Source organism: Sinomonas notoginsengisoli, from assembly GCF_021554725.1.
Lineage (GTDB): Bacteria > Actinomycetota > Actinomycetes > Actinomycetales > Micrococcaceae > Sinomonas > Sinomonas notoginsengisoli.
In genome coordinates this window covers 148,096-167,439 of record NZ_JAIZDP010000002.1, presented here as the reverse complement: position 1 = coordinate 167,439, position 19,344 = coordinate 148,096, and the positions used below count along the sequence as shown (strand labels likewise).

Sequence of the window (19,344 nt, the reverse complement as noted above, 5' to 3'; positions counted from 1 at the left end):
GCTGTGGCCGCCTGGCTCAGCGGCTGCGGACGTCGGGCTCCACGGCATCGTCCGTCGCTGTCCCGCGCCACCGGGCGAGCGCCCTCATGCCGTGATAGACCACGAGGGCGGCGGCGGAGCCGAGCGCGATCCCGGCGAACGCGAGGTCCGCGATCTTCCACGTGTAGTCCGCGATGCCCACGATCAACGCCACTGCCGCCGTGGTGATGTTCACCGGGTTGGAGAAGTTGACCCGGTTCTGCACCCAGATCTTCACGCCGAGCACGCCGATCATGCCGTACAGCATCGTCGCGGCGCCCCCGAGGACGCCGGCGGGGACGGTGGCGATGAGCTCGCCGAACTTGGGAGAGAAGCTCAACAGGAGTGCCGTGATGCCCGCGACCCAGTACGCGGCCGTCGAGTACACCTTCGTTGCCGCCATGACCCCGATGTTCTCGGCATAGGTCGTGGTGCCGGAGCCGCCGCCGAACCCCGCGAGGACGGTTGCGGCGCCATCGGCCATGAGGGCGCGGCCGGCCATGTCGTCGAGGTTCGCGCCGGTCATTGCCGCGACGCTCTTCACATGCCCCACGTTCTCGGCGACCAGCACCAGCACCACGGGCACGAACAGCCCGAGCACGCCCAGGTGGAACGCCGGTGTCTGGAACTGGGGAAGTCCGATCCAGGCAGCCGCGTCGACCTTGGAGAAGTCCACTTCCCCGCGCCACACGGCCACGAGGTATCCGACCACTACGCCGACGAGGATGCTCAGCCGGCCCAGGATCCCACGGAAGAGCACCGAGACGAGGATGATCGCGGCAAGGGTGACGAGCGCCGTGACCGGCGCGGCGTCGAAGTTCTGCTTCGCCGCGGGCGCGAGGTTGAGCCCAATCAGGGCCACGATCGTGCCGGTCACCACGGGCGGCATGACGATGTTGATCCAGTGTGCCCCGAAAGCCTGCACCACGGCTCCCACCGCCGCGAGCACGACGCCGGCCACGACCACCCCGCCGAGCGCCCCGGCCACCCCGAACTGCTGCTGCGAGGCCAGGATCGGGGCGATGAACGCGAACGATGAACCCAGGTAGCTCGGAACCCGTCCGCGCGTGACGACGAGGAACAGCAGCGTGCCGATACCCGAGAAGAACAGGGTCGTGGCCGGAGGCATGTGCGTGAGGATGGGCACGAGGAACGTCGCTCCGAACATCGCCACGACGTGCTGGAGGCCCACGCCGACAGTGATCGGCCACGCGAGGCGCTCGTTCGGCGTGACAACCTCGCCGGGGCGCACCGAGCGGCCGTCCCCGTGGAGGGTCCATGTGGTTCCGAGCATGCTCATGGGGCGCCTTTCGAGCGGCGGAGTGGGCGGGTCGGGGGATATTTTATCCCCGAACCCACTTGACCACGTGGCGGGCCACGGCGGTCACCTCGCCGTCCGCGCGCAACTCGACGTCCGCTGTGGCCCGCCCGGCGTCCGCATCGTAGTCCGCCCACTCGTGGCGCAGCGCGAGGGTCTGGCCTGGAAATACGGGCCGGATGAAGCGGATGCGGTCGTAGCCGAGGGAGACCGGCGTGAGCCCCGCGGGCCGCGCGTCCTCGAGCGCCCGCGCCGCGACGGCGGACATGAACCCGACGAGGAGCGCCCCGTGGACCTGGCGCGTCCCGAACGGGGTGCCCCGCATGTACTCCTCGTCGGTGTGGTTGCTCGCGAAGTCACCGGTGATGCCGGCGAACAGCACGAGGTCGGTCTCCGTGACCGTCTTGCGGAAGGTCGTGACCCGGGTCGGGTCGAAGGGTGCGGCGTCCAATGGGTCTCCTGGGTCTACATCGTGAGGCCGCCGGACACGGACAGGACCTGGCCCGTCGTAAATCCGGCGTCGGTGGAGGCGAGGTACGCGACCGCCGCGGCGATCTCCTCGGGGCGCGCCGCCCGGCCCTTCGGCACGGCCTTGACCGTCCCGGCCATGACCTTCCCGGTGAGGCCGTCGGCGGCGAGCATGCCCTCGAGGAGCCCGGTGTCGGTGGGGCCGGGGGAGACCACGTTGATGGTCACGTCCTTCCGGGCCGTCTCGCGGGCGACTGCACGTACGAGCCCGTGCAGTCCGGCCCGGGCGGACGACGACGCGGCGTCGCCGAGGGTGCCCGCCTTGCCGCTGTCTGACCCCACCAGGACGATCCGTCCGAAGCCCGCCTCGAGCATGCCCGGGAGCACTGCCCGCACGAGCAGCAGGGGGCCAAGCAGTTCGGTGCGGACGATGTCTTCGAGAGTGTCCGGTGCGGTGGCCGTCAAGAGCGCGAGCGGGTGGCGGTGGCCGGTGGTGACCACGAGGGTGTCGAGTCCCCCGAGGGCGGCGGCGGCCCTCCCGGCCGGCCCCGCGACGTCGTGCGCGGACTGGGGATCTGCGGCGTCGAGCGGTGCGGAACCCGCCCACGAGCCGGCAGGGAGCAGGGCACCGAGGGCGGCGGCGCCGTCGTGATCGGAGCGGTACGTGCCGAAGACGCGCGCGCCCTCGCCCGCGAGCCGCCCCGCGACCGCGGCGCCAATCCCGCCGGTGCCCACGAGCAGGACGCGCCGGCCCTCGAAGGTTCCCATCAGAATGCCGACTTCCCGGTGACCTTGCGCCCGATGAGGAGCGACTGGACGAACTCCGTCCCCTCGTACGTGTGCACCACCTCCATGTCCGTGAGGTGCCGGGCCACGTGGAAGTCGAGGAGCAGGCCATTGCCGCCGAGGAGGTCACGGGCCTGCTGGGCGATGGTGCGGGCCTTGTTCGACGTGTGCATCTTCGCGATCGAAGCCATCGTTCCGCTCCACGTGCCGGCCTCCTGCAGCTCTGCCGTGCGGAAGCACAGGAGCTGCATGGCCGTGAGCTCCGAGAGCATCGATGCGAGCGTGGCCTGGACCAGCTGGTAGTTCGCGACGGGCTGACCGAACTGCTCGCGGATCTCCGTGTATGCGACGGCCGCCTCGAAGCACGCGATCCCATGCCCGAGGGCCTCCCAGCTCGCTCCGCCGCGCGTCGTCGCGAGCACGCGGCTCGTGTCGCGGAAGCTGTTCGCCTCCGGGAGCCGGTTGGCGTCCGGGACGCGCAGGTTGTCGAAGGCGAGATCAGCCTGGAGGATGGCGCGCTTGCCGACCTTCCCGTCGATGGTGCGCGCGGAGAAGCCCGCGGGCAGGCTCTTCGGGTCGCGCGGGTCCTCGCGCTCCATGACGAAGGCCTTGACCTCGCCGTCCGCCTCGTCGCGGGCCCAGATCACTACGAGATGGGCCATCGAGCCGTTGCCGATCCACCGCTTGGCGCCGTTGATCACCCATGAGTCGCCCTCGCGGCGCGCGGTCGTCTCGAGGTGCGCGGAATCGGAGCCGTGCCGTGGCTCGGTGAGCGCGAACGCGCCGACCTTCTCCAGGCGCACCATGCCGGGCAGCCAGCGGTCCTTCTGCTCCTGAGAGCCGAGGAGGTTGATGGTGCCCATGGTCAGGTTGGCCTGGACGCCCAGGAATGTGTTGACCGACCCGTCGCCGCGCGCTAGTTCCGCGGTGGCCAGCCCCGCGGCGAGTCGCGAGAGGCCCGCGGCGCCGTGGCCCTTGATGACGCCGCCGACGAGGCCGGTCGCGGCGAGGTGCGGCAGGAGCTCCCACGGGAATTCGGCGCGCTCCCAGTACCCGTTGATCACCGGCAGCACCTTTGCGTCCACGAACGCGCGCATACGGGCCCGCGCGTCTGCGGCGTCCGCCGGGAGGTTCTCGCCGAGGAGCATGTAGTCCGTGTCCCGCGGAACGGTGAGGCGCTCGCGGAGCGCCGCGAGGTACTCGTCCGTCTCGGCGAAGCCGGTTCCTGGCCCGGCGTCGAGCAGCTCATCCATACGTGTACCAGCCCTTCCCGGTCTTGCGGCCGAACTGGCCGGCCTCGTACTTGGCGGTGATCAGCGGGTGGGGAAGGTCCTTCTCGTCCCCGGTCTGGGCGTAGGCGGCTTGGCGGATGAGGTACGTGACGTCGAGGCCCACGAGGTCCATGAGCTCGAACGGGCCCATCGGGTACCCGAGCGCGTCCTTGGCCGCGGTGTCGATGTCCTCGAGCGAGGCGACGCCTGCGGCGTACAGGGCCAGGGCCTCGTCGCGAACCGCCCCCATCAGCCGGTTCGCCACGAACCCCGGAATCTCCCTGTTCAGGAGCACCGGGGATTTGCCCATCGCACGGGCCACGCCGATGACCGTCGCAACGGTCTCGTCCGAGGTCTGCGGGTTCCGCACGATTTCCACGGCCTTCATCACGAGCGCCGGGTTGAAGAAGTGCATGTTGCAGACCTTCTCGGGCCGGTCGGTCGCGTCCGCAACCGTCGAGGAGGCCAGGGTCGAGGAGTTTGTCGCGAGGATCGCGTGGGCCGGGGCGAGCTCGTCGAGCTCGGCGAAGATGGCCCGCTTGATGTCAAGCCGCTCCGTGGCGGCCTCGATTACGAGGTCCGCGTCCGCCGCAGCGCCCGTGAGGTCCGTGGTGAACGTCAGGCGCTCCCCCGCCTCCGCGGCGTCCGCCTCGGTGAGCCGGCCCTTCGCGACCCGTCCATCGAGCCAGCGCCGCATGTCCGCCTCGGCAGCGGCGACGGCGTCGGCGCTCAGGTCGCGCACCGCCGTCGTGAATCCCGCAACGGCCGCTGCCATACCGATCTGCCGGCCCATGGCGCCCGAGCCGACCACGAGGATCTTCCGCACATCCACCCCAATCACCGTCCCGCGAATTCTGGCGTGCGCTTCGCAAGGAACGCCGCGGCGCCCTCGGCCTTGTCTTCGGTCGTGTACAGGAGCGTCTGCGCGAGCCGCTCGAGCAGGAGGCCGGTCTTCTGGTCCGTTTCGGCGCCCTGGCGGATCACAATTTTGCCGAGCCGCACCGCGAGTGGGCCCTTCGACAGGATCGTCGCGGCAGTCGCGGCGGCGGTCGCCTCGAGCTCCTCGCGATGTACGACGGCGGTCACGAGCCCGTAGCGCTCGGCCTCGGCCGCCGTCAGTACCCGGCTCGTGAGGATCATCTCGACGGCGCGGCCGGTGCCGACCAGACGCGTGAGGCGCTGCGTCCCGCCGGCGCCCGGGAGGACGCCGAGGGTGGCCTCGGGTAGGCCCATCCGCGCGCCGTCGGCCGCGATGCGGATGTCGCAGCTCATGGCGAGCTCGAGGCCGCCGCCCATCGCCACGCCGTTGATCGCCGCGATGGTGGGCTTCGGGTAGTCCTCGATGCGGTCGTAGAGCTTCTGCATGTGTGCTGCGAGGCCGTACGCGAGGTCGTAGCCGGCGAGTTGGCTGATGTCCGCACCGGCCACGAACGCCTTCTCGCCGGCGCCGGTGAACACGATGGCACCGACAGCGGGATCGTCCTCCCACGAGTCGAGGACCGCGCCGATCTCGGCGAGGACGGTCTTCGAGAGGGCGTTGCGGACCTCGGGCCGGTTGATGGTGATGGTCCCGATGGCGCCAGTGCCCGTCGCGCTGATCGACGTGGTGATCGTCTCGGAGGTCGTTTCCACCGCGTTACCTCCCCGCGGCCTGGAACGCGCCGACACCCGTGAGCGCGCGGCCCAAAATGAGCTGATGGACTTCGTCGGTGCCCTCGTAGGTGCGCACCGACTCGAGGTTGTTAGCGTGCCGCAGGGGCGAATGGTCGAGTGTGATGCCGTTGCCGCCGAGCATCTCCCGCGCGTCGCGGGCGATCTTGATGGCCTCGCGGCAGTTGTTGAGCTTGCCCACCGAGATCATAGTCGGGGTGAGGTTGCCCGCGTCCTTCGCCCGGCCGATCTGGAGCGCCAGGAGGTAGCCCTTTGTGATCTCAAGCGACATGTCCGCCAGCTTGGCCTGGGTCAGCTGGAAGGCGGAGAGCGGGCGGCCGAACTGGGTCCGCTCGGAGCTGTAGCGCAGCACTTCCTCGAAGCTGTCCCGGGCCGCACCCATGACGCCCCAGATGATCCCGTAGCGGGCCTCGTTGAGGCACGAGAACGGGCCCTTGAGGCCAATCGCGCTCTCCGCGGGGAGGATCGCGTCGGCCGGAAGCCTGACGTCCTCGAGCGTGATGTCGCACTGCACCGAGGCGCGCATCGACAGCTTGGGCTCGATCGCCTCCGCCTTGAATCCCGCGGTATCGGTGGGGACCACGAACCCGCGGACGCCCCGTGCATCGCCGTGCTCGGCGGTCTGCGCCCAGATGATCGCGACGTCGGCGATCGCGGCAAGGCCGATCCACCGCTTCGCGCCGTTGAGCACCCAGTCCCCGCCGGGCTCCTGCACGGCGGTGGTGCGCATCGAGGCCGGGTCCGAGCCCGCCGTCGGCTCCGTGAGCCCGAAGCAGCCGACAGCCCGTCCCGCCGCCATCTCGGGCAGCCAGCGCTGCTTCTGCTCCTCGGAGCCGTGCTTGTGGATCGCGGACATCGCGAGCGAGCCCTGGACGGAGACGAACGTGCGCAGCCCGGAGTCGCCGGCCTCGAGCTCGGAGGCGGCGAGCCCATACATCACCGCGGAGCGTCCGGCACAGCCGTAGCCCTTCAGGTGCATGCCGAGCAGGCGGAGCTCGGCAAGCTCGGGGATGATCTCCTTCGGGAAGACGGCCTTCTCATACCAGCCCGCGATGTTCGGGCGGATGTGTTCGTCGACGAGACCACGTACCGCGAGGGCGAGGTCCTTCTCCTCGGCGTTGAGCTGGCCGTCGAGGCCCGTGAGGTCGGCGGGCCCGAAGACCGAGCCGGTGCTGTTGACGGTCACGCCTGTGCCTCCTGCTTGGACTCCACCGACAGTTCCTGCCGGATCTTGAATTTCTGGATCTTCCCGCTGGGCGTCCTGGGCAGCTCATCAACGACCTTGAGGATCTCCGGCCAGTACGGCTTCGCGAGGCCTTTGGCCTCGAGGAAGACCTTGAGGTCGTCGAGTGTGAACGGGTCCGAGTCCTTGAGCTGCACCACCGCGCCGCCGATCTCCTGGAGGCGAGGATGGGGGACTGCCACGAGCGCGACGGCCGCGATCCGCGGGTGCTCGTAGAGGACGTTCTCCACGTAGGCGACGGGGACGTTCTCGCCGCCGCGCATGATGATGTCCTTTGTCCGGCCCGCAAGCCGGACGTAGGAGTCCTCGTCCTGCGTGCCGAGGTCGCCGGTGTCGAACCACTCGCCGTCGAACTCGTTGAGCGTCGCGTCGAGCTGTTCGAGGTAGCCGCGGAAGAGGAAAGAGCCATGGATCTGGATCCTGCCCTCGGTTCCGGCGGGGGCTGCAGTGCCGTCATAGTCCACGATGCGCAGCTTCATTCCCGGCAGCACCCGGCCGTCCGAGTCGAGGACCTTCTCTACCGGGTCCGCCGGGCTGCCCATTGTCACGAGACAGCACTCGGTCTGGCCCCAGCCGCCGAACACGTTCAGACTGGGGAGCTTCTCCTTCGCGGCGTGGAGGACTGCCCGGGGGATCGGGGCGCCCATGCAGCAGAACCGGGCGAGGCTCGAGACGTCGTGGTCGGCCAGGTTCGGCGCGGTGAGGATGTCCTGGAGGAACGGCGTGGCGCCGGAGGTGTGCTGGATGCCGTGCTTCTCGACTAGCTCGACGAACTCTGCGGCCTTCCAGACCTCCTGGAAAACGGCCGTCCCGCCGAGCATGATCGGCAGCGCGACGCCGAAGAGGTACCCGGTGAGGTGGCCGAACGTCGAGGCCATGTGGATCACCGAGTCAGTGCCCATCCCGAGCCGGTCGGGCCATGGCAGCGCGCCAGAGAGCACAGAGTTGTGGCTGTGCATGACGCCCTTGGGCCGGCCCGTTGTCCCGGACGTGAACATGATGAGCGCGAGATCGTCCGGGGACGGGCGCCGCGCCACCACCTCTTCCGCGGAGATGCCGCGTGCGCGGCCGCGCTCGGCGAGGTCCGCCCATGAGAGGAAGAGGCCTCGCTCCTGCGCGGGGGGCGTTCCGAGCACGACGGCGTGGCGCAGTTCGGGCAGCGAAGCGCGCAGCCGTCCGATCATCGCCGCGTAGTCGAAGTTTCGGAACGTGTCCGGGATGAAGATGACCTTGGCGCGCGCCTTCGCGGCCATGTACTCGATCTCGCGGTCGCGGTAGATCGGGATGAGCGCGTTGGTGACCGCGCCTACGCGCTCGACGGCGAGGTGCGCCACAATCCACTCGTGCCGGTTCGAGAGCTGGATCGACACGGTGTCACCGGCCTCCACCCCGAGGTCGAGGAGGCCGGCGGCGACGGCCTCGACTTCTTGCGCCATCTGGCCATAGGTCGTCGCGCCGGAGGAGTCGATCGAGGCGACCTTGCCCGGATCCGCAGCGACGGCGTCGTCGAAGTAGTCGATGAGGAGGCGGTCCCTCCAGTACCCGTGGGTCCTGAAGTCGTCCGCGTCCGCGGGAAGCGGGAGCATCTCGAAGGGCGAGCTCATGGTGGGGTCCGTTCGGCTAGTCGGGGAGGGGATCCGGCTCACGCCATCGTGAGTCCGCCGGAGACCGAGAGGGTCTGGCCGGTGATGTACGCCGCCTCGTCCGAGGCGAGGAACGCGACGGCGTTGGCGAGGTCCTCGGGCTGCGCCAGGCGGCGCAGCGGGATGGCCTTCTCAAGGGCCGCCCGCAGCTTGGGGTTCTCGGCGCTGATCCCTGCGAACAGCGGCGTATCGGCGGGGCCAGGGGACACGCAGTTCACGGTGAATCCCTGGCGGGCGGTCTCGCGGGCAAGGGTCTTGCTGAACGAGATGATGCCGCCCTTCGCGGCGGAGTAGACGGCCTCGCCCGAGGAGCCGACCCGGCCGGCGTCGGACGCGATGTTCACGATCGCCGCCCGTTCCTGGCCCTCCGCGGCACGCAGGAACGCCTGGCTGCAGTGCAGCGTCCCGTAGAGGTTGATCGCGACGACGCGGTCCCAGTCTGCGACCTCGCTGTCCACGAACGGGCCGACCTTGTCCCAGCCTGCGTTGTTCACGAGGACATCGATGCGGCCAAATTCCTCCTTCACGGACCGGATCATCTCGTCGACGGACTCGCGCGCCGTGACGTCGGTGCGCACGCCGATCGACCGGTTGCCGAGCGCTGCCGCGGTCTCCTTCGCGGCGGGCTCGTTGAGGTCGCTCACGACGACGGTGGCGCCCTCCGCTGCGAGTTTGGTGGCGATGCCCTTCCCGATGCCGGAGGCACCGCCCGTGACGATCGCGATCTTGTTCTCGAGCTTTCCCATGGTTCTCCTTTGAATGGGTGCGGGGGCTCAGGGCGCGTAGGCGCGGCCCGCGATGTTCCTGGCGATGATCATCTTCATGATCTGGGCGGTTCCATCGCCGATCTGCAGGCCCAGGACGTCCCGGAGGCGCTGCTCGATCGGCTTGTCCGTGCGGTAGCCGAACTGGCCGTGCAGGAGGAGGCACGAGTTGATGACGTCGTACGCCGTCTTCGGCGCCCACCACTTGCACATGGCGGCTTGGGCGGTGTGCGGCAGCCCGTTGTCCTTCAGCCACAGCGTCTGGTGGCAGAGCAGGCGGGCTGCGGCGAGGAGCGTCTCGCTCTCGGCGAGGGGGAACGCGACGCCCTGGAATGTGCTCAGCGGCTTGTCGAAGGCCTCTCGGCCCTTGACGTACTCCCACGTCTCCTCGACGGTCACGGCCGCGGTTCCGAGGCACTGCAGGCCGATGAGTGCCCGCGAGAAGTCGAACCCGTGCATGACCTGGGTGAAGCCCTGGCCTTCGGCGCCGAGGAGGTTCTCGTCCGGGATCCACGCCTCGGTGTAGTGGGCGAAGCCCCGCGTCACGGCCTTCGTGCCCATGTCGTCCACGGCCTCGAGCTCCACGCCGTCGGCATGCAGGTCAGTGACGAAGGCGCTGATGCCTCGGCCGCGACCCTGCTCGGGATCCGTCTTCGCGAAGACCACGGCGGCGTCCGCCTGGAGGGCGAAGGACATCGACTTCGTCCCGTTGAGGACCCAGCCGCCGCGCTCACGGCGGGCCGTGAGGGAGGGACTGCCGGCGTCTGAGCCCGCGTTGGGCTCGGAGAGCCCGATCGCTACGATGCCCTCGCCGCTCGTGATGCGAGGGACGTATTTGGCCACGACCTCCGGGGCCGCGTTGGCCGCGAGGATCTGGCCCACGAGCGAGCCGACCACCTGGACGTACGCGACGTTGAAGTCGCCGCGGGCGATCTCCTCCGTGATGAGGCCGGACGTGAGGCGCTGTTCCCCGCGGCCTCCGAGCTCGACCGGAAGCTCGGGGGCGATGAGGCCCCGGGCGCCCATCTCGCGACGCACCTCCGGCTCGATGCGGCGCTCGGCTTCGCGCTGCTTGTAGCCGGGCGCGATCTGTGCGGCGACCTCGCGGGCCTCCTTGATGAACTGCTGCTGTGGTTCGGTGAGCGTGAAGTCCATGGCTGCCCCCTAGTGGTACTGGACTTTGCTGGCGAAGTCGGGCGTGCGTTTCTCGGCGAAGGCCGCCGCCCCCTCCATTCCCTCGGGCGAGGCCACGAACAGGTCGAGGGCGGACATGGCCATATTGCTCAGTCCGGCCTGGTGGTCGGTGTCCGCGTTGAAGGACTGCTTGAGGAAGCGGATCGCCGTCGGGCTCTTCGCCGAGATCTCGTCGGCCCACGCCATCGCCTCCTCCATGAGACGCTCCGGCTCGACCACCGCGTTGGCGAGGCCCCAGCGCTCGGCGGTCGCGGCGTCGTACTGGCGGCACAGGTACCAGATCTCGCGGGCTCGCTTCTCGCCGACCACCCTCGCGAGGTAGGCCGAGCCGAACCCGGCGTCGAACGAGCCGACGCGGGGGCCGGCCTGCCCGAAGCGGGCGGTCGAGGACGCGATCGTGAGGTCGCACAGGACGTGCAGTACGTGCCCGCCGCCCACCGCGACGCCATTGACGGCCGCGATGACGGGCTTCGGGATGTCCCGAATGAGCTTGTGGAGGTTCCCGATCTCGAACATGCCGGACTCGGTGGGCCCGTAGTCGCCGGTCTCGGCCCGCTGCTTGACGTCGCCGCCGGTGCAGAAGGCCTTCTCGCCGGCGCCCGTGAGGATGACGGCCTGGACTCCGCGGTCGGCCCACGCGAGGCGGAAGGCCTTGATGAGCTCGTCGACGGTCTTGCCGCGGAAGGCGTTGTACCGCTCCGGTCGGTTGATGGTGATGACCGCCGCAGCGTTGCGGCGCTCGTAGATGATGTCCTCGAACGCTGGGACCGCGGGGGCGGTCGGTGCGCTGACGGCGGTGGTCTGGTCAGTCATGGCGGTGTCCTTTCAGGCGAGGGGGCCGAGGAGGTCTGCGTAGTCGGCGCGGTGTTCGGGCCGCAGTACCGAGGAGAGGGAGAGCGCGGTGTGCTGGGCCACGTACTCCCCATGGGTCATGAAGCGGCTGAAGTACCAGCGCTTGAGGGCCCAGAGATGAGCCGTGGTGAGGAGGTCGTAGGCGAAGAGGCGCGGATTCACATCGCGGAGGAGGCCGGCGTGGATCGCCTCGCGGGTGGCGGCCATGAGGGGCTCAGCGCTTTCGACCTCGAGGTCCTTGACGGTCTCGCGGCCTTCAGGTTCGAGCGTCTTGGATTCCTGGTAGGCGAGGACGGCGGCGTCCCGGAGCTCCTGCACCACGGAGCAGTAGCCCGCGAACGCTGCGGCGATGCGCCGGACTGGGTCGGCCTCGTCCTGAACGGGTTCGGCGACGCGGACGCTGAACTCATGCAGCACGTCTTCGATGACCGCCTGCACGAGCTCCTGTTTGTTGCCGAAGTACCGGTAGATGAGCCCGACGCTCACACCGGCCTCGTCCGCGACGTTCTGCATGGACACGGATTGGGAGCCAGCGCGGCCCAGGAGCCGTGCGGCCGCATTGAGCAGCTGCCTCCTGCGGGAGTCCACGAGCGCGGTGCGTGCTGCCTCCGCGGCGTCGATGCGGGCTTCGCTGGTCTGCATGTGCACTCCATAATGAGTCCGGATTCAGAGTGAATGAATCTTCATTCACTCCCTTGAGACTAGTGATCGGGCTCACGTTAGTCAAGGCATCCCGCTCGTGGATGTGGTGGAACTCACCGTCCCCTCTGGGAAGGGGAGCGCACGACGGCGTGTTCCCTCTTTCGGAGGCGACCGCCGGGCCGCCGTGAGGAGACACATATGAGCATCGCCCATCAGGAAGCCGCGCTGGACGCCGCCGCAGTCGACGCCCTCTTCGCCGAGGCACGCACGGCCAACACGTTCACCGGCGAGGTGACCGAGGAGCAGGCGCAGGCCATCTACGAGCTGACCAAGTTCGGCCCGACCGCATTCAACAACCAGCCGCTGCGCATCACGTACGTGCGCACGCCGGAGGCGCGCGAGCGCCTCGTGGCGCACATGAGCGGCGGCAACGCGTCCAAGACCCTGGCCGCGCCGCTCGTCGCGGTGCTCTCGTTCGACACCGAGTGGCACGAGGGTGCCGACACATTCCTGCCCGCCGCGGCCGAGTGGGTCAAGGGCACGTATGAGGCGGACGATTCCCTCCGGTACGGCACCGGGCGGGACAACGGGCATCTGCAGGCCGGCTACTTCATCATCGCCGTCCGCGCGCTCGGTCTGGCCGCCGGCCCCATGACGGGCGCCGACTTCGCAGCGATTGACGCAGAGTTCTTCCCGCAGGGCGGCCGCAAGAGCTTCCTCGTGGTCAACATCGGCCAGCCCGGGGAGGACGCCTGGGGCCCGGCCAAGACCAAGTTCGCGTACGAGGACGTCGTCGAGACCATCTGATCCCGGCGCGGCCCGCGACAGGGGTCACCCAACAGCGAAGATCTGGCCACTCGACCATTCAGCGGTCGAGTGGCCAGATCTTTCCCGTTGAGGGGTCACCTCCCTGCACTGAGGGGTCACCTCCCTGCACTGAGGGGTCACCTCCCTGCGTTGAGGGGTCACGTCCGGTGAGTTGAGGTGTCAATGGCCAGGTGCCGGCGCGCCCTTCCGCGGCTGCTCGGGCCGCAGGGTGACGGCCGGGTGCTGCCCCGTCGCCAGCGGTGTGCGCGGTGGTCGTGCCGTGGCGCGGGCGGGGCTGGGCGCTCCCGCGAGGGGCGAGTGGCCGCCGTCGTGCGCGGCCGGTGACCCCGCATCGCTGGGATGTGACCCCGCAACGCTGGGACGTGACCCCTCAACGCTGGGACGTGACCCCGCATCGGGGACGACCACCGGGAGCGTTCCCGTGGCGATCTGCTCGGCGCGGCGGGCTGTCCAGGCGGCACGGAGCTGGTCGCGGAGCGTCCCGTCGCCCCAGCGGGCGAGGGCCCAGACGCCCACGAGGCCTGCGATGAGCGCCGCCAGCCCTCCTGCGAGCAGCGCCCACCGGGTCCCGACCGCGTTCGCGATCCATCCGACAAGGGGCGCCCCGATGGGGGTCCCGCCTTGGATCACGGCCATGTAGAGGGCTAGGACACGGCCTCGGTACTCGGGCTCTGTGGTGAGCTGGATGATCGTGTTGGCGCTGTTGAGGAACGTGAGCGCCGTGACGCCCACGAACACGAGGAGCACCGCATAGGCGATGTAGCTCGGCATCGCCGCTGAAGCCATCGTGGCCACGCCCAGGCCCACGGCGGAGGCGACGAGCAGCGTGAGCCGTGGTTGCTTCCGGCGCGCCGCGAGCAGGGCGCCACCCAGGGTGCCGATGGCTTGGATGGAGCCGAGGAGCCCGTAGGCGTCGGCGCCGGTGTGGAACACGTCGGCCGCCATGAGCGCGTTGGTGACCTGGAAGTTGAGAGTGAACGTCCCGACGAGCCCAGCCATGACCAGGATGAGCAGGATCCTCGGCTGTGTCCGCACGTACTGGATGCCCGCGAGGATCTGGCCCTTGCCGCGTCGCAGCGGCGGTGTGCGGTGGAGCAGGTCTTCCCGGAGGCGTGTGAGCGAGATCAGGACGGCTAGGAACGTCGCGGCGTTGAGCATGAACACCCAGCCGGTGCCGATGGCGCCGATGAGCAGGCCCGCGACCCCCGGGCCCGCAAGCCGCGCGAGATTGAATGAGGCGGAGTTGAGGGCCACGGCATTCGGCACGTCCGCGCGGCCCACGAGCTCCGAGACGAACGCCTGCCGGGGCGGGACGTCAAGTGCGCTGGCCACGCCCAGTGCGAGGGCAATCGCGTAGATCTCCCACAGCTGCGCAGTTCCGGTGAGGACGAGCACGCCCTGCAGGAGTGCGAGCAGGCCCATCGCCGACTGGGTGGCGAGGAGCAGCTTGCGCTTGTCCAGGCGGTCGCCGAGGAGCCCCGCGTAGGGTCCGAGCAGGAGGATCGGCAGGAATTGGAGGCCCGTGGTGATTCCCACGGCGGCGCCGTCGTGGTCGGTGAGCTGGGTCAGGACCAGCCAATCCTGGGCCACTCGCTGCATCCACGTGCCGACGTTGGAGACGAGGGCGCCAGCGGCCCAGAGGCGGTAGTTGGGGTGCCGGAGGGCGCGGAACATGCGGCTCATCGGGCGCTCATCTCCAGCAGCAGCTCGGCGGCGCGGTGCAGTGTGGCCTGGTCGGCGGGCGGAAGGCCTTCGAGGCGCCCCGCGAGCCACGCCGCGCGCAGCCGCCGGGATTCCTCGAGGACCTGCCGGCCGCCCTCGGTCAGGGAGACCACGACCTGCCGGCCGTCCGTCGGGTGCTCGGCCCGGGCCACGAACTCGCCTTCGCACAGGTGGTTCACGGTCCGGGTCATGCTCGGGGCCTGCACGTGTTCGATGTCCGCGAGTTGGCGCATGGTGAGCGGGCCGCGCTTGTGCAGGAGGGCGAGGACGGTGAGCTGGCTGGGGCTGACGGCGTCGCCGCTCGCCTGCGTGCGCAGGATCCGTGACGTGCGCATGATCGCGGCTCGCAGCTCGGCGGCGAGTTCGAGGATGCCGGGTGTTGTGGTTGCGTCGGGTTCGATGTCAGTTGCGTTCGGGGGAGCCATTGATACTTAGCCTAGCTCATTAGCCACGCTAATGATATGTGCTGTGTCACCCCGACGCTTGGGGTAGATCACGCTGAACGGCTAGGCGATGACCGAGTCCACGAGCGCCTTGGCCTCCGCCTGGACCTGCTTGAGGTGGTCGTCGCCCTTGAATGATTCGGCGTAGATCTTGTACACGTCCTCCGTCCCGGAAGGCCGTGCCGCGAACCACGCATTCTCGGTGGTGACCTTGAGGCCGCCGATCTTCGCGCCGTTGCCCGGCGCCTCGGTGAGCTTGGCCGTGATCGGCTCGCCCGCGAGCTCGGTCGCGGTGACGTCCTCGGCGGAGAGCTTGCCGAGCTTTGCCTTCTGCTCCCGGCTCGCCGCGGCGTCGATCCGGGCGTACGACGGCGAGCCGTACTTCGCGGTCAGCTCACCGTAGAGCTCGCTCGGGGACCTGCCGGTGACGGCCCTGATCTCGGAGGCGAGGAGGCACAGGAGGATGCCGTCCTTGTCCGTGGTCCACACGCCGCCGTCGCGCTTGACGAAGCTCGCGCCCGCGGACTCCTCACCGCCGAATGCGCCCTGACCGCTCAACAGGCCGGGGACAAACCACTTAAAGCCCACCGGGACCTCGACGAGCTTCTTTCCGAGCCCGTCGGCGACTCGGTCGATCATGGACGAGCTCACGAGAGTCTTGCCCACCACGGTGTCCGGGCGCCAGCCGGTGCGGTGGCGGTAGAGGTAGTCGATGGCCACCGAGAGGTAATGGTTGGGGTTCATGAGCCCGCCGTCCGGGGTGACGATGCCGTGGCGGTCGGCGTCGGCGTCGTTGCCCGTCGCGATGTCGTAGTTCGCGCCTTGGGAGACCTTCTGGATCAGCGAGGCCATGGCAAACGGGGAGGAGCAGTCCATCCGGATCTTCTCGTCCCAGTCGAGCGTCATGAACGCCCACTGCGGGTCTACGGTCGGGTTGACCACGGTGAGGTCGAGGTGGTGGCGCTCGCCGATCTCGCCCCAGTAGTCCACCGAGGCGCCGCCCATCGGGTCGGCGCCGATGCGAACGCCGGCGTTGCGGATGGCGTCCAGGTCCAGGACCTGCGGGAGGTCGTCCACGTAGGAGGAGAGGAAGTCGAACTGGCCGGTGGAGTCCGCTGCGAGGGCATCGGCAAGCGGCACGCGCTTGACGCCCGAGAGGCCTGCCTCGAGCAGCTCGTTGGCCCGGTTCGCGATCCAGCCGGTGGCGTCCGTGTCCGCGGGGCCCCCGTGCGGCGGGTTGTACTTGAAACCGCCGTCCGAGGGCGGGTTGTGGCTCGGCGTCACGATGATCCCGTCCGCGCGGCCCGGGTCGTTCTCGGCGCGGCCGGCGTTGTACTTGAGGATCGCGTGGCTCGCCGAAGGCGTGGGTGTGTAGCCATGCCGGGCGTCGACCAGGACCTGGACGCCGTTGGCGGCGAGGACCTCAAGCGCAGTGTTGGTGGAGGGCTCGGAGAGGGCGTGCGTGTCCTTCGCGAGGAACAGTGGGCCCTCGATGCCCTGACCGGCGCGGTACTCCACGATGGCCTGGGTGATGGCGGCGATGTGCTTCTCGTTGAACGAGGCCTTCAGGCTCGAGCCCCGGTGGCCCGACGTCCCGAAGGCGACGCGCTGGCCGGGATCGTTCAGATCCGGGGACACGTCGTAGTACGCGTCCAGGAGCGCGGTGATGTCCACGAGGTCGTTGGGGAGGGCAAGAGTGCCTGCACGGTTCGCCATGTGCCTAGCTTTGCAGACAAGGCCAACAATGGGTGTCGGCAGGGTAAAGATTTCGGCAGGCTGTCACCCACCCCTCTCCTCCTGGCTTCACCGACCCTTATTCACTTCCTTGTTTCACTGCCCTCGATTCACTGACCCTCGGCGAGGACCCTTTCCGCGAGCTCGCGGAGCGCCCCCGCGAGGTTGCTGTCGGGGACTTCGATGCGCTCGCGCCCGAGGCGGAGCGTCCACTGGAACGCGTCCCTCACGTGCGACGCCGGTCCCTCACCGCCGCGGGGCCCCGAGCCCCCCGCGCTCTCGGCGACAGGAAGCCGTTCCCGTTCGCTGCGTGCCTGCCTGTAGAGCGCGGCCCACTCGTCGTCGGACTGTTCCCTGGCCCCGCGCATGGCGAAGTGGACGGCGCCCGTCCGGGCTATCCCCGCGACGCCGCCAGAACGGGTGACCTCGACCTTCAACGCGCCTCCTAGGGCTTGGCGCGGGCCGGCTTCCCGTTGCGGTCCGGGCCCTTGCCAGCGGCTCCGCTTCCGGGTTCGGTGAGCCGCACTGTGATCCCCACGCCGCGCCATCCTCCACGCACGGCCCGTTCCTCCGCGGACTCGCGGCCGTACAGGGACCGTGCCACACGCACAGTCTCCCGCGCGAAGCCACGGAAGTCGACGTCGAGGGGGAGCTTGCGCAGTGCGATCGTCTCGAACCACACCCGGCCCGCCCGCTCCCACGCGTGGCCGCCGAGCGCCTCCGCAGCGAGGTAGAACGCTCGGTTGGGAATTCCTGAATTGACGTGCACACCACCGCTGTCCTCCCGAGTGCGCACATAGCCGTCCATGTGCCCGGGCTGGGGGTCCTTCCCGAGCGCCGGGTCGTCGTACGCCGTGCCGGGCGCCTTCATCGAGCGCACGCCCTCGCCATGGATTCCGGGCAGGAAGATGCCCTCGCCCACGATCCAGCTCGCCGACTCGACTGTGTCGCCTCGGGAGAACTGCTCGACGAGGACGCCGAAGACGTCCGCGAAGGATTCGTTCAACGCTCCCGACTGCCCGTCGTATCTCAGGTCCGTGGTGTGCTGCATGAGCCCGTGCCCGAGCTCGTGGGCGATGATGCTGAGCGAACTGGTGAACGAGCCGAACACCTTCCCGTCCCCGTCGCCGAAGACCATCCGGGAACCGTCCCAGAAGGCGTTGTCGTACCCGATTCCGTAGTGCACGGTTCCCTCGAGTGCGAGGCCCGCACCATCGATGCTGGACTGGGCGAAGGCCTCCTCCAGGAACCGGTACGTCTCACCCAGCCCGTCATAGGCACGGTTCACGTCGGCGTCTGCTGCCGGCTCCTGGCCCTCCTTGCGCACGAGTTTCCCGGGCAGCGACTGGGTCCTCTCGGCGTCGCTGATCTCCCGGTGGAGCGTCCCGTGTTCCCGGAGGATTCCGTGCATACCAGGCCCGCGCGTGTGCGCCTCGCGTCGCTCACGTAGGCGGTGATCTTCGAGGAGCGTCCGCCTGGCGAGCTCCGCGACCGCCTCGAGCCCCCGTGTGTCCTCGACCCAGCCGTTCGGAGGACCGTCCCCGCGGAGAGCCCGCGCCCGCCGTTCGTCGCACGTGGCGAGGTGCTCCAGGAGGTAGGGCGGCACTGCGCCCTGGTGCCGCTCTGTCCGGACGGCACGAGACGGGGCGGACGACGGCGGCGCGCCACCCGCCGTCGTCCGCCTACTGGGCGAGCTGGGGGGCCCAAGGAGCTTGGCCCGATCAGAGCTGGACATCGGCGAACCTTCCGATCTCCCGCCAACGCTCCGTCATGGCGCGCGCGCCCCGGGGAACCGAGTAGCGGTCCGCGGCCGTGAGCGGGCCGAGGTCCAGACCGGTGAGCTGGGCGATGTCCACCACGGGCACTTGGAAGGTCCTGAATGGGCCGAGCGGCGGGGCCTCCCGGGCGGCCTCGTGCAGGACGGCGTCGAGACCATTGGACTGGTCGAGGATGTACCCGGTGCAGGCCAGGACTGCGCCGGTCTCCCCGGGCCCGGTGTTCCAGGCACCGATCTTGAAAAACTTCCGGGGGATCCTCGCTCCCCGGTATTCGGGGTCGCCCACGTCGAACACCGGACCGGAGAACACGGAGAGCCGCTGCTGGTGCGCGCCGGCGTGGCCGAGGATGTAGTCCTCGAGGCCGAGCCACAGCTCCCGGCCTTGGTTGAAGTAGTCCGCCTGCGGCGCGCACACGGTGTAGTGGAACGTGTCCAGATTCGCCTTCTCCGCCGTGGCCTGGTCGCCCCACAGCGGGTCCTGCCGGCGCACAAGGTGCCCGCGGTCGAACCTGTTCTCCGAGTACAGCTCCGCACCCCACTGCTGCTCCTTGCCGATGCGCGGATCCAAGTTCCACGCCTCGCCGCCGCGGGGGATGTCCACGAGGGTCGGCCCGTCGATGTTCACGGCCGTCGCCGCAGGCAGGCGGCGGACCGGATCCTGATGGATGGTGAAGTGCGTGTACGGGAGTTCGATGAGCCCCGGGCCGGTCGGCACCGGCACAGGATCCGGCGTGCCGAGGAAGGCCGGGTCATATCCCGAGCCGCCCGGGAAAGGCTTGGGCTTCTTGCGCGGCATAGCTTCGTGGGTGCTGGACATGGTCTTGGTCTTGCCCCTTCCGCTGGTGCGAGATGCCTCCAGCATTGCATCGCGCACTGACAATCCTCGTAGCGTTGCCGACGTGCCGTCTCAGGGCAGGGAAACCGCCGATCGGCAGTCACCGTGAGGGTAGTCTGAGGGCAAGCACAGGTC

19 protein-coding genes are annotated in these 19,344 nt (G+C 69.4%); 1 reads left to right on the top strand and 18 read right to left on the bottom strand.

Annotated elements, in window-relative coordinates; genetic code table 11:
• Positions 1–16: 16 nt before the first annotated feature.
• The 12 genes from LF262_RS06315 to LF262_RS06260 are packed head-to-tail and all read right to left on the bottom strand — an operon-like array spanning position 17 to position 11,870.
• Positions 17–1,318: a uracil-xanthine permease family protein gene (locus LF262_RS06315; RefSeq protein WP_235779442.1), complete on the bottom strand. Its 1,302-nt coding sequence runs from the start codon at positions 1,316–1,318 to the stop codon at positions 17–19.
• A gap of 43 nt (positions 1,319–1,361) precedes the next feature.
• Positions 1,362–1,787 carry a MaoC family dehydratase gene (locus LF262_RS06310; protein WP_235779441.1) on the bottom strand — a complete coding sequence of 142 codons (426 nt, stop codon included), beginning with the start codon at positions 1,785–1,787 and terminating at the stop codon, positions 1,362–1,364.
• Between the two features lie 14 nt (positions 1,788–1,801).
• On the bottom strand, positions 1,802–2,572 hold the full coding sequence (locus LF262_RS06305; protein WP_235779440.1) for an SDR family NAD(P)-dependent oxidoreductase: 771 nt from the start codon (positions 2,570–2,572) through the stop codon (positions 1,802–1,804).
• On the bottom strand, positions 2,572–3,843 hold the full coding sequence (locus LF262_RS06300) for an acyl-CoA dehydrogenase family protein (protein ID WP_235779439.1): 1,272 nt from the start codon (positions 3,841–3,843) through the stop codon (positions 2,572–2,574). Before LF262_RS06300 ends, LF262_RS06305 begins: the two co-directional genes overlap by 1 nt.
• Positions 3,836–4,693, bottom strand: coding sequence for a 3-hydroxyacyl-CoA dehydrogenase family protein (locus tag LF262_RS06295; protein WP_235779438.1), 858 nt, complete (start codon positions 4,691–4,693; stop codon positions 3,836–3,838). The genes LF262_RS06300 and LF262_RS06295 overlap by 8 nt, the downstream gene beginning before the upstream one ends.
• Positions 4,694–4,698: 5 nt before the next feature.
• Complete coding sequence (locus LF262_RS06290) at positions 4,699–5,493, bottom strand: enoyl-CoA hydratase/isomerase family protein (protein ID WP_235779437.1); 795 nt, start codon at positions 5,491–5,493, stop codon at positions 4,699–4,701.
• Between the two features lie 4 nt (positions 5,494–5,497).
• Positions 5,498–6,718 carry an acyl-CoA dehydrogenase family protein gene (locus LF262_RS06285; protein WP_235779436.1) on the bottom strand — a complete coding sequence of 407 codons (1,221 nt, stop codon included), beginning with the start codon at positions 6,716–6,718 and terminating at the stop codon, positions 5,498–5,500.
• Positions 6,715–8,379, bottom strand: coding sequence for an AMP-binding protein (locus tag LF262_RS06280; RefSeq protein ID WP_235779435.1), 1,665 nt, complete (start codon positions 8,377–8,379; stop codon positions 6,715–6,717). Before LF262_RS06280 ends, LF262_RS06285 begins: the two co-directional genes overlap by 4 nt.
• A gap of 38 nt (positions 8,380–8,417) precedes the next feature.
• On the bottom strand, positions 8,418–9,164 hold the full coding sequence (locus LF262_RS06275; RefSeq protein WP_235779434.1) for an SDR family NAD(P)-dependent oxidoreductase: 747 nt from the start codon (positions 9,162–9,164) through the stop codon (positions 8,418–8,420).
• A gap of 27 nt (positions 9,165–9,191) precedes the next feature.
• Complete coding sequence (locus LF262_RS06270; RefSeq protein WP_235779433.1) at positions 9,192–10,337, bottom strand: acyl-CoA dehydrogenase family protein; 1,146 nt, start codon at positions 10,335–10,337, stop codon at positions 9,192–9,194.
• 9 nt (positions 10,338–10,346) lie between these two features.
• A complete protein-coding gene (locus tag LF262_RS06265) occupies positions 10,347–11,189 on the bottom strand; it encodes an enoyl-CoA hydratase-related protein (RefSeq protein ID WP_235779432.1) in 843 nt (280 codons plus the stop codon).
• A gap of 12 nt (positions 11,190–11,201) precedes the next feature.
• Positions 11,202–11,870 (bottom strand): TetR/AcrR family transcriptional regulator, encoded by a 669-nt coding sequence (locus tag LF262_RS06260; protein ID WP_235779431.1) that lies wholly within the window; start codon positions 11,868–11,870, stop codon positions 11,202–11,204.
• Between the two features lie 198 nt (positions 11,871–12,068).
• Between LF262_RS06260 and LF262_RS06255 the strand changes: the two genes are divergently transcribed.
• The gene (locus tag LF262_RS06255) at positions 12,069–12,677 is read left to right on the top strand and encodes a malonic semialdehyde reductase (protein WP_235779430.1); all 609 of its coding nucleotides are present in this window, start codon (positions 12,069–12,071) and stop codon (positions 12,675–12,677) included.
• A gap of 180 nt (positions 12,678–12,857) precedes the next feature.
• On the opposite strand, the gene LF262_RS06250 is transcribed toward LF262_RS06255, so the two are convergent.
• From LF262_RS06250 to LF262_RS06225, 6 genes are all read right to left on the bottom strand, one after another.
• Positions 12,858–14,381, bottom strand: coding sequence for an MFS transporter (locus LF262_RS06250; protein ID WP_308190497.1), 1,524 nt, complete (start codon positions 14,379–14,381; stop codon positions 12,858–12,860).
• Entirely contained in the window at positions 14,378–14,845 is a 468-nt protein-coding gene (locus tag LF262_RS06245; protein WP_235779429.1) for a MarR family winged helix-turn-helix transcriptional regulator, read from the bottom strand. The genes LF262_RS06250 and LF262_RS06245 overlap by 4 nt, the downstream gene beginning before the upstream one ends.
• 81 nt (positions 14,846–14,926) lie before the next feature.
• Positions 14,927–16,579: a phosphoglucomutase (alpha-D-glucose-1,6-bisphosphate-dependent) gene (gene pgm / locus LF262_RS06240; RefSeq protein ID WP_235779428.1), complete on the bottom strand. Its 1,653-nt coding sequence runs from the start codon at positions 16,577–16,579 to the stop codon at positions 14,927–14,929.
• 128 nt (positions 16,580–16,707) lie between these two features.
• On the bottom strand, positions 16,708–17,034 hold the full coding sequence (locus LF262_RS06235; protein ID WP_235779427.1) for a protealysin inhibitor emfourin: 327 nt from the start codon (positions 17,032–17,034) through the stop codon (positions 16,708–16,710).
• Between the two features lie 8 nt (positions 17,035–17,042).
• Positions 17,043–18,332, bottom strand: coding sequence for a M4 family metallopeptidase (locus LF262_RS06230; protein WP_235779426.1), 1,290 nt, complete (start codon positions 18,330–18,332; stop codon positions 17,043–17,045).
• Positions 18,319–19,191 (bottom strand): DNA/RNA non-specific endonuclease, encoded by an 873-nt coding sequence (locus LF262_RS06225; RefSeq protein WP_235779425.1) that lies wholly within the window; start codon positions 19,189–19,191, stop codon positions 18,319–18,321. Before LF262_RS06225 ends, LF262_RS06230 begins: the two co-directional genes overlap by 14 nt.
• Between the last annotated feature and the right edge of the window lie 153 nt (positions 19,192–19,344).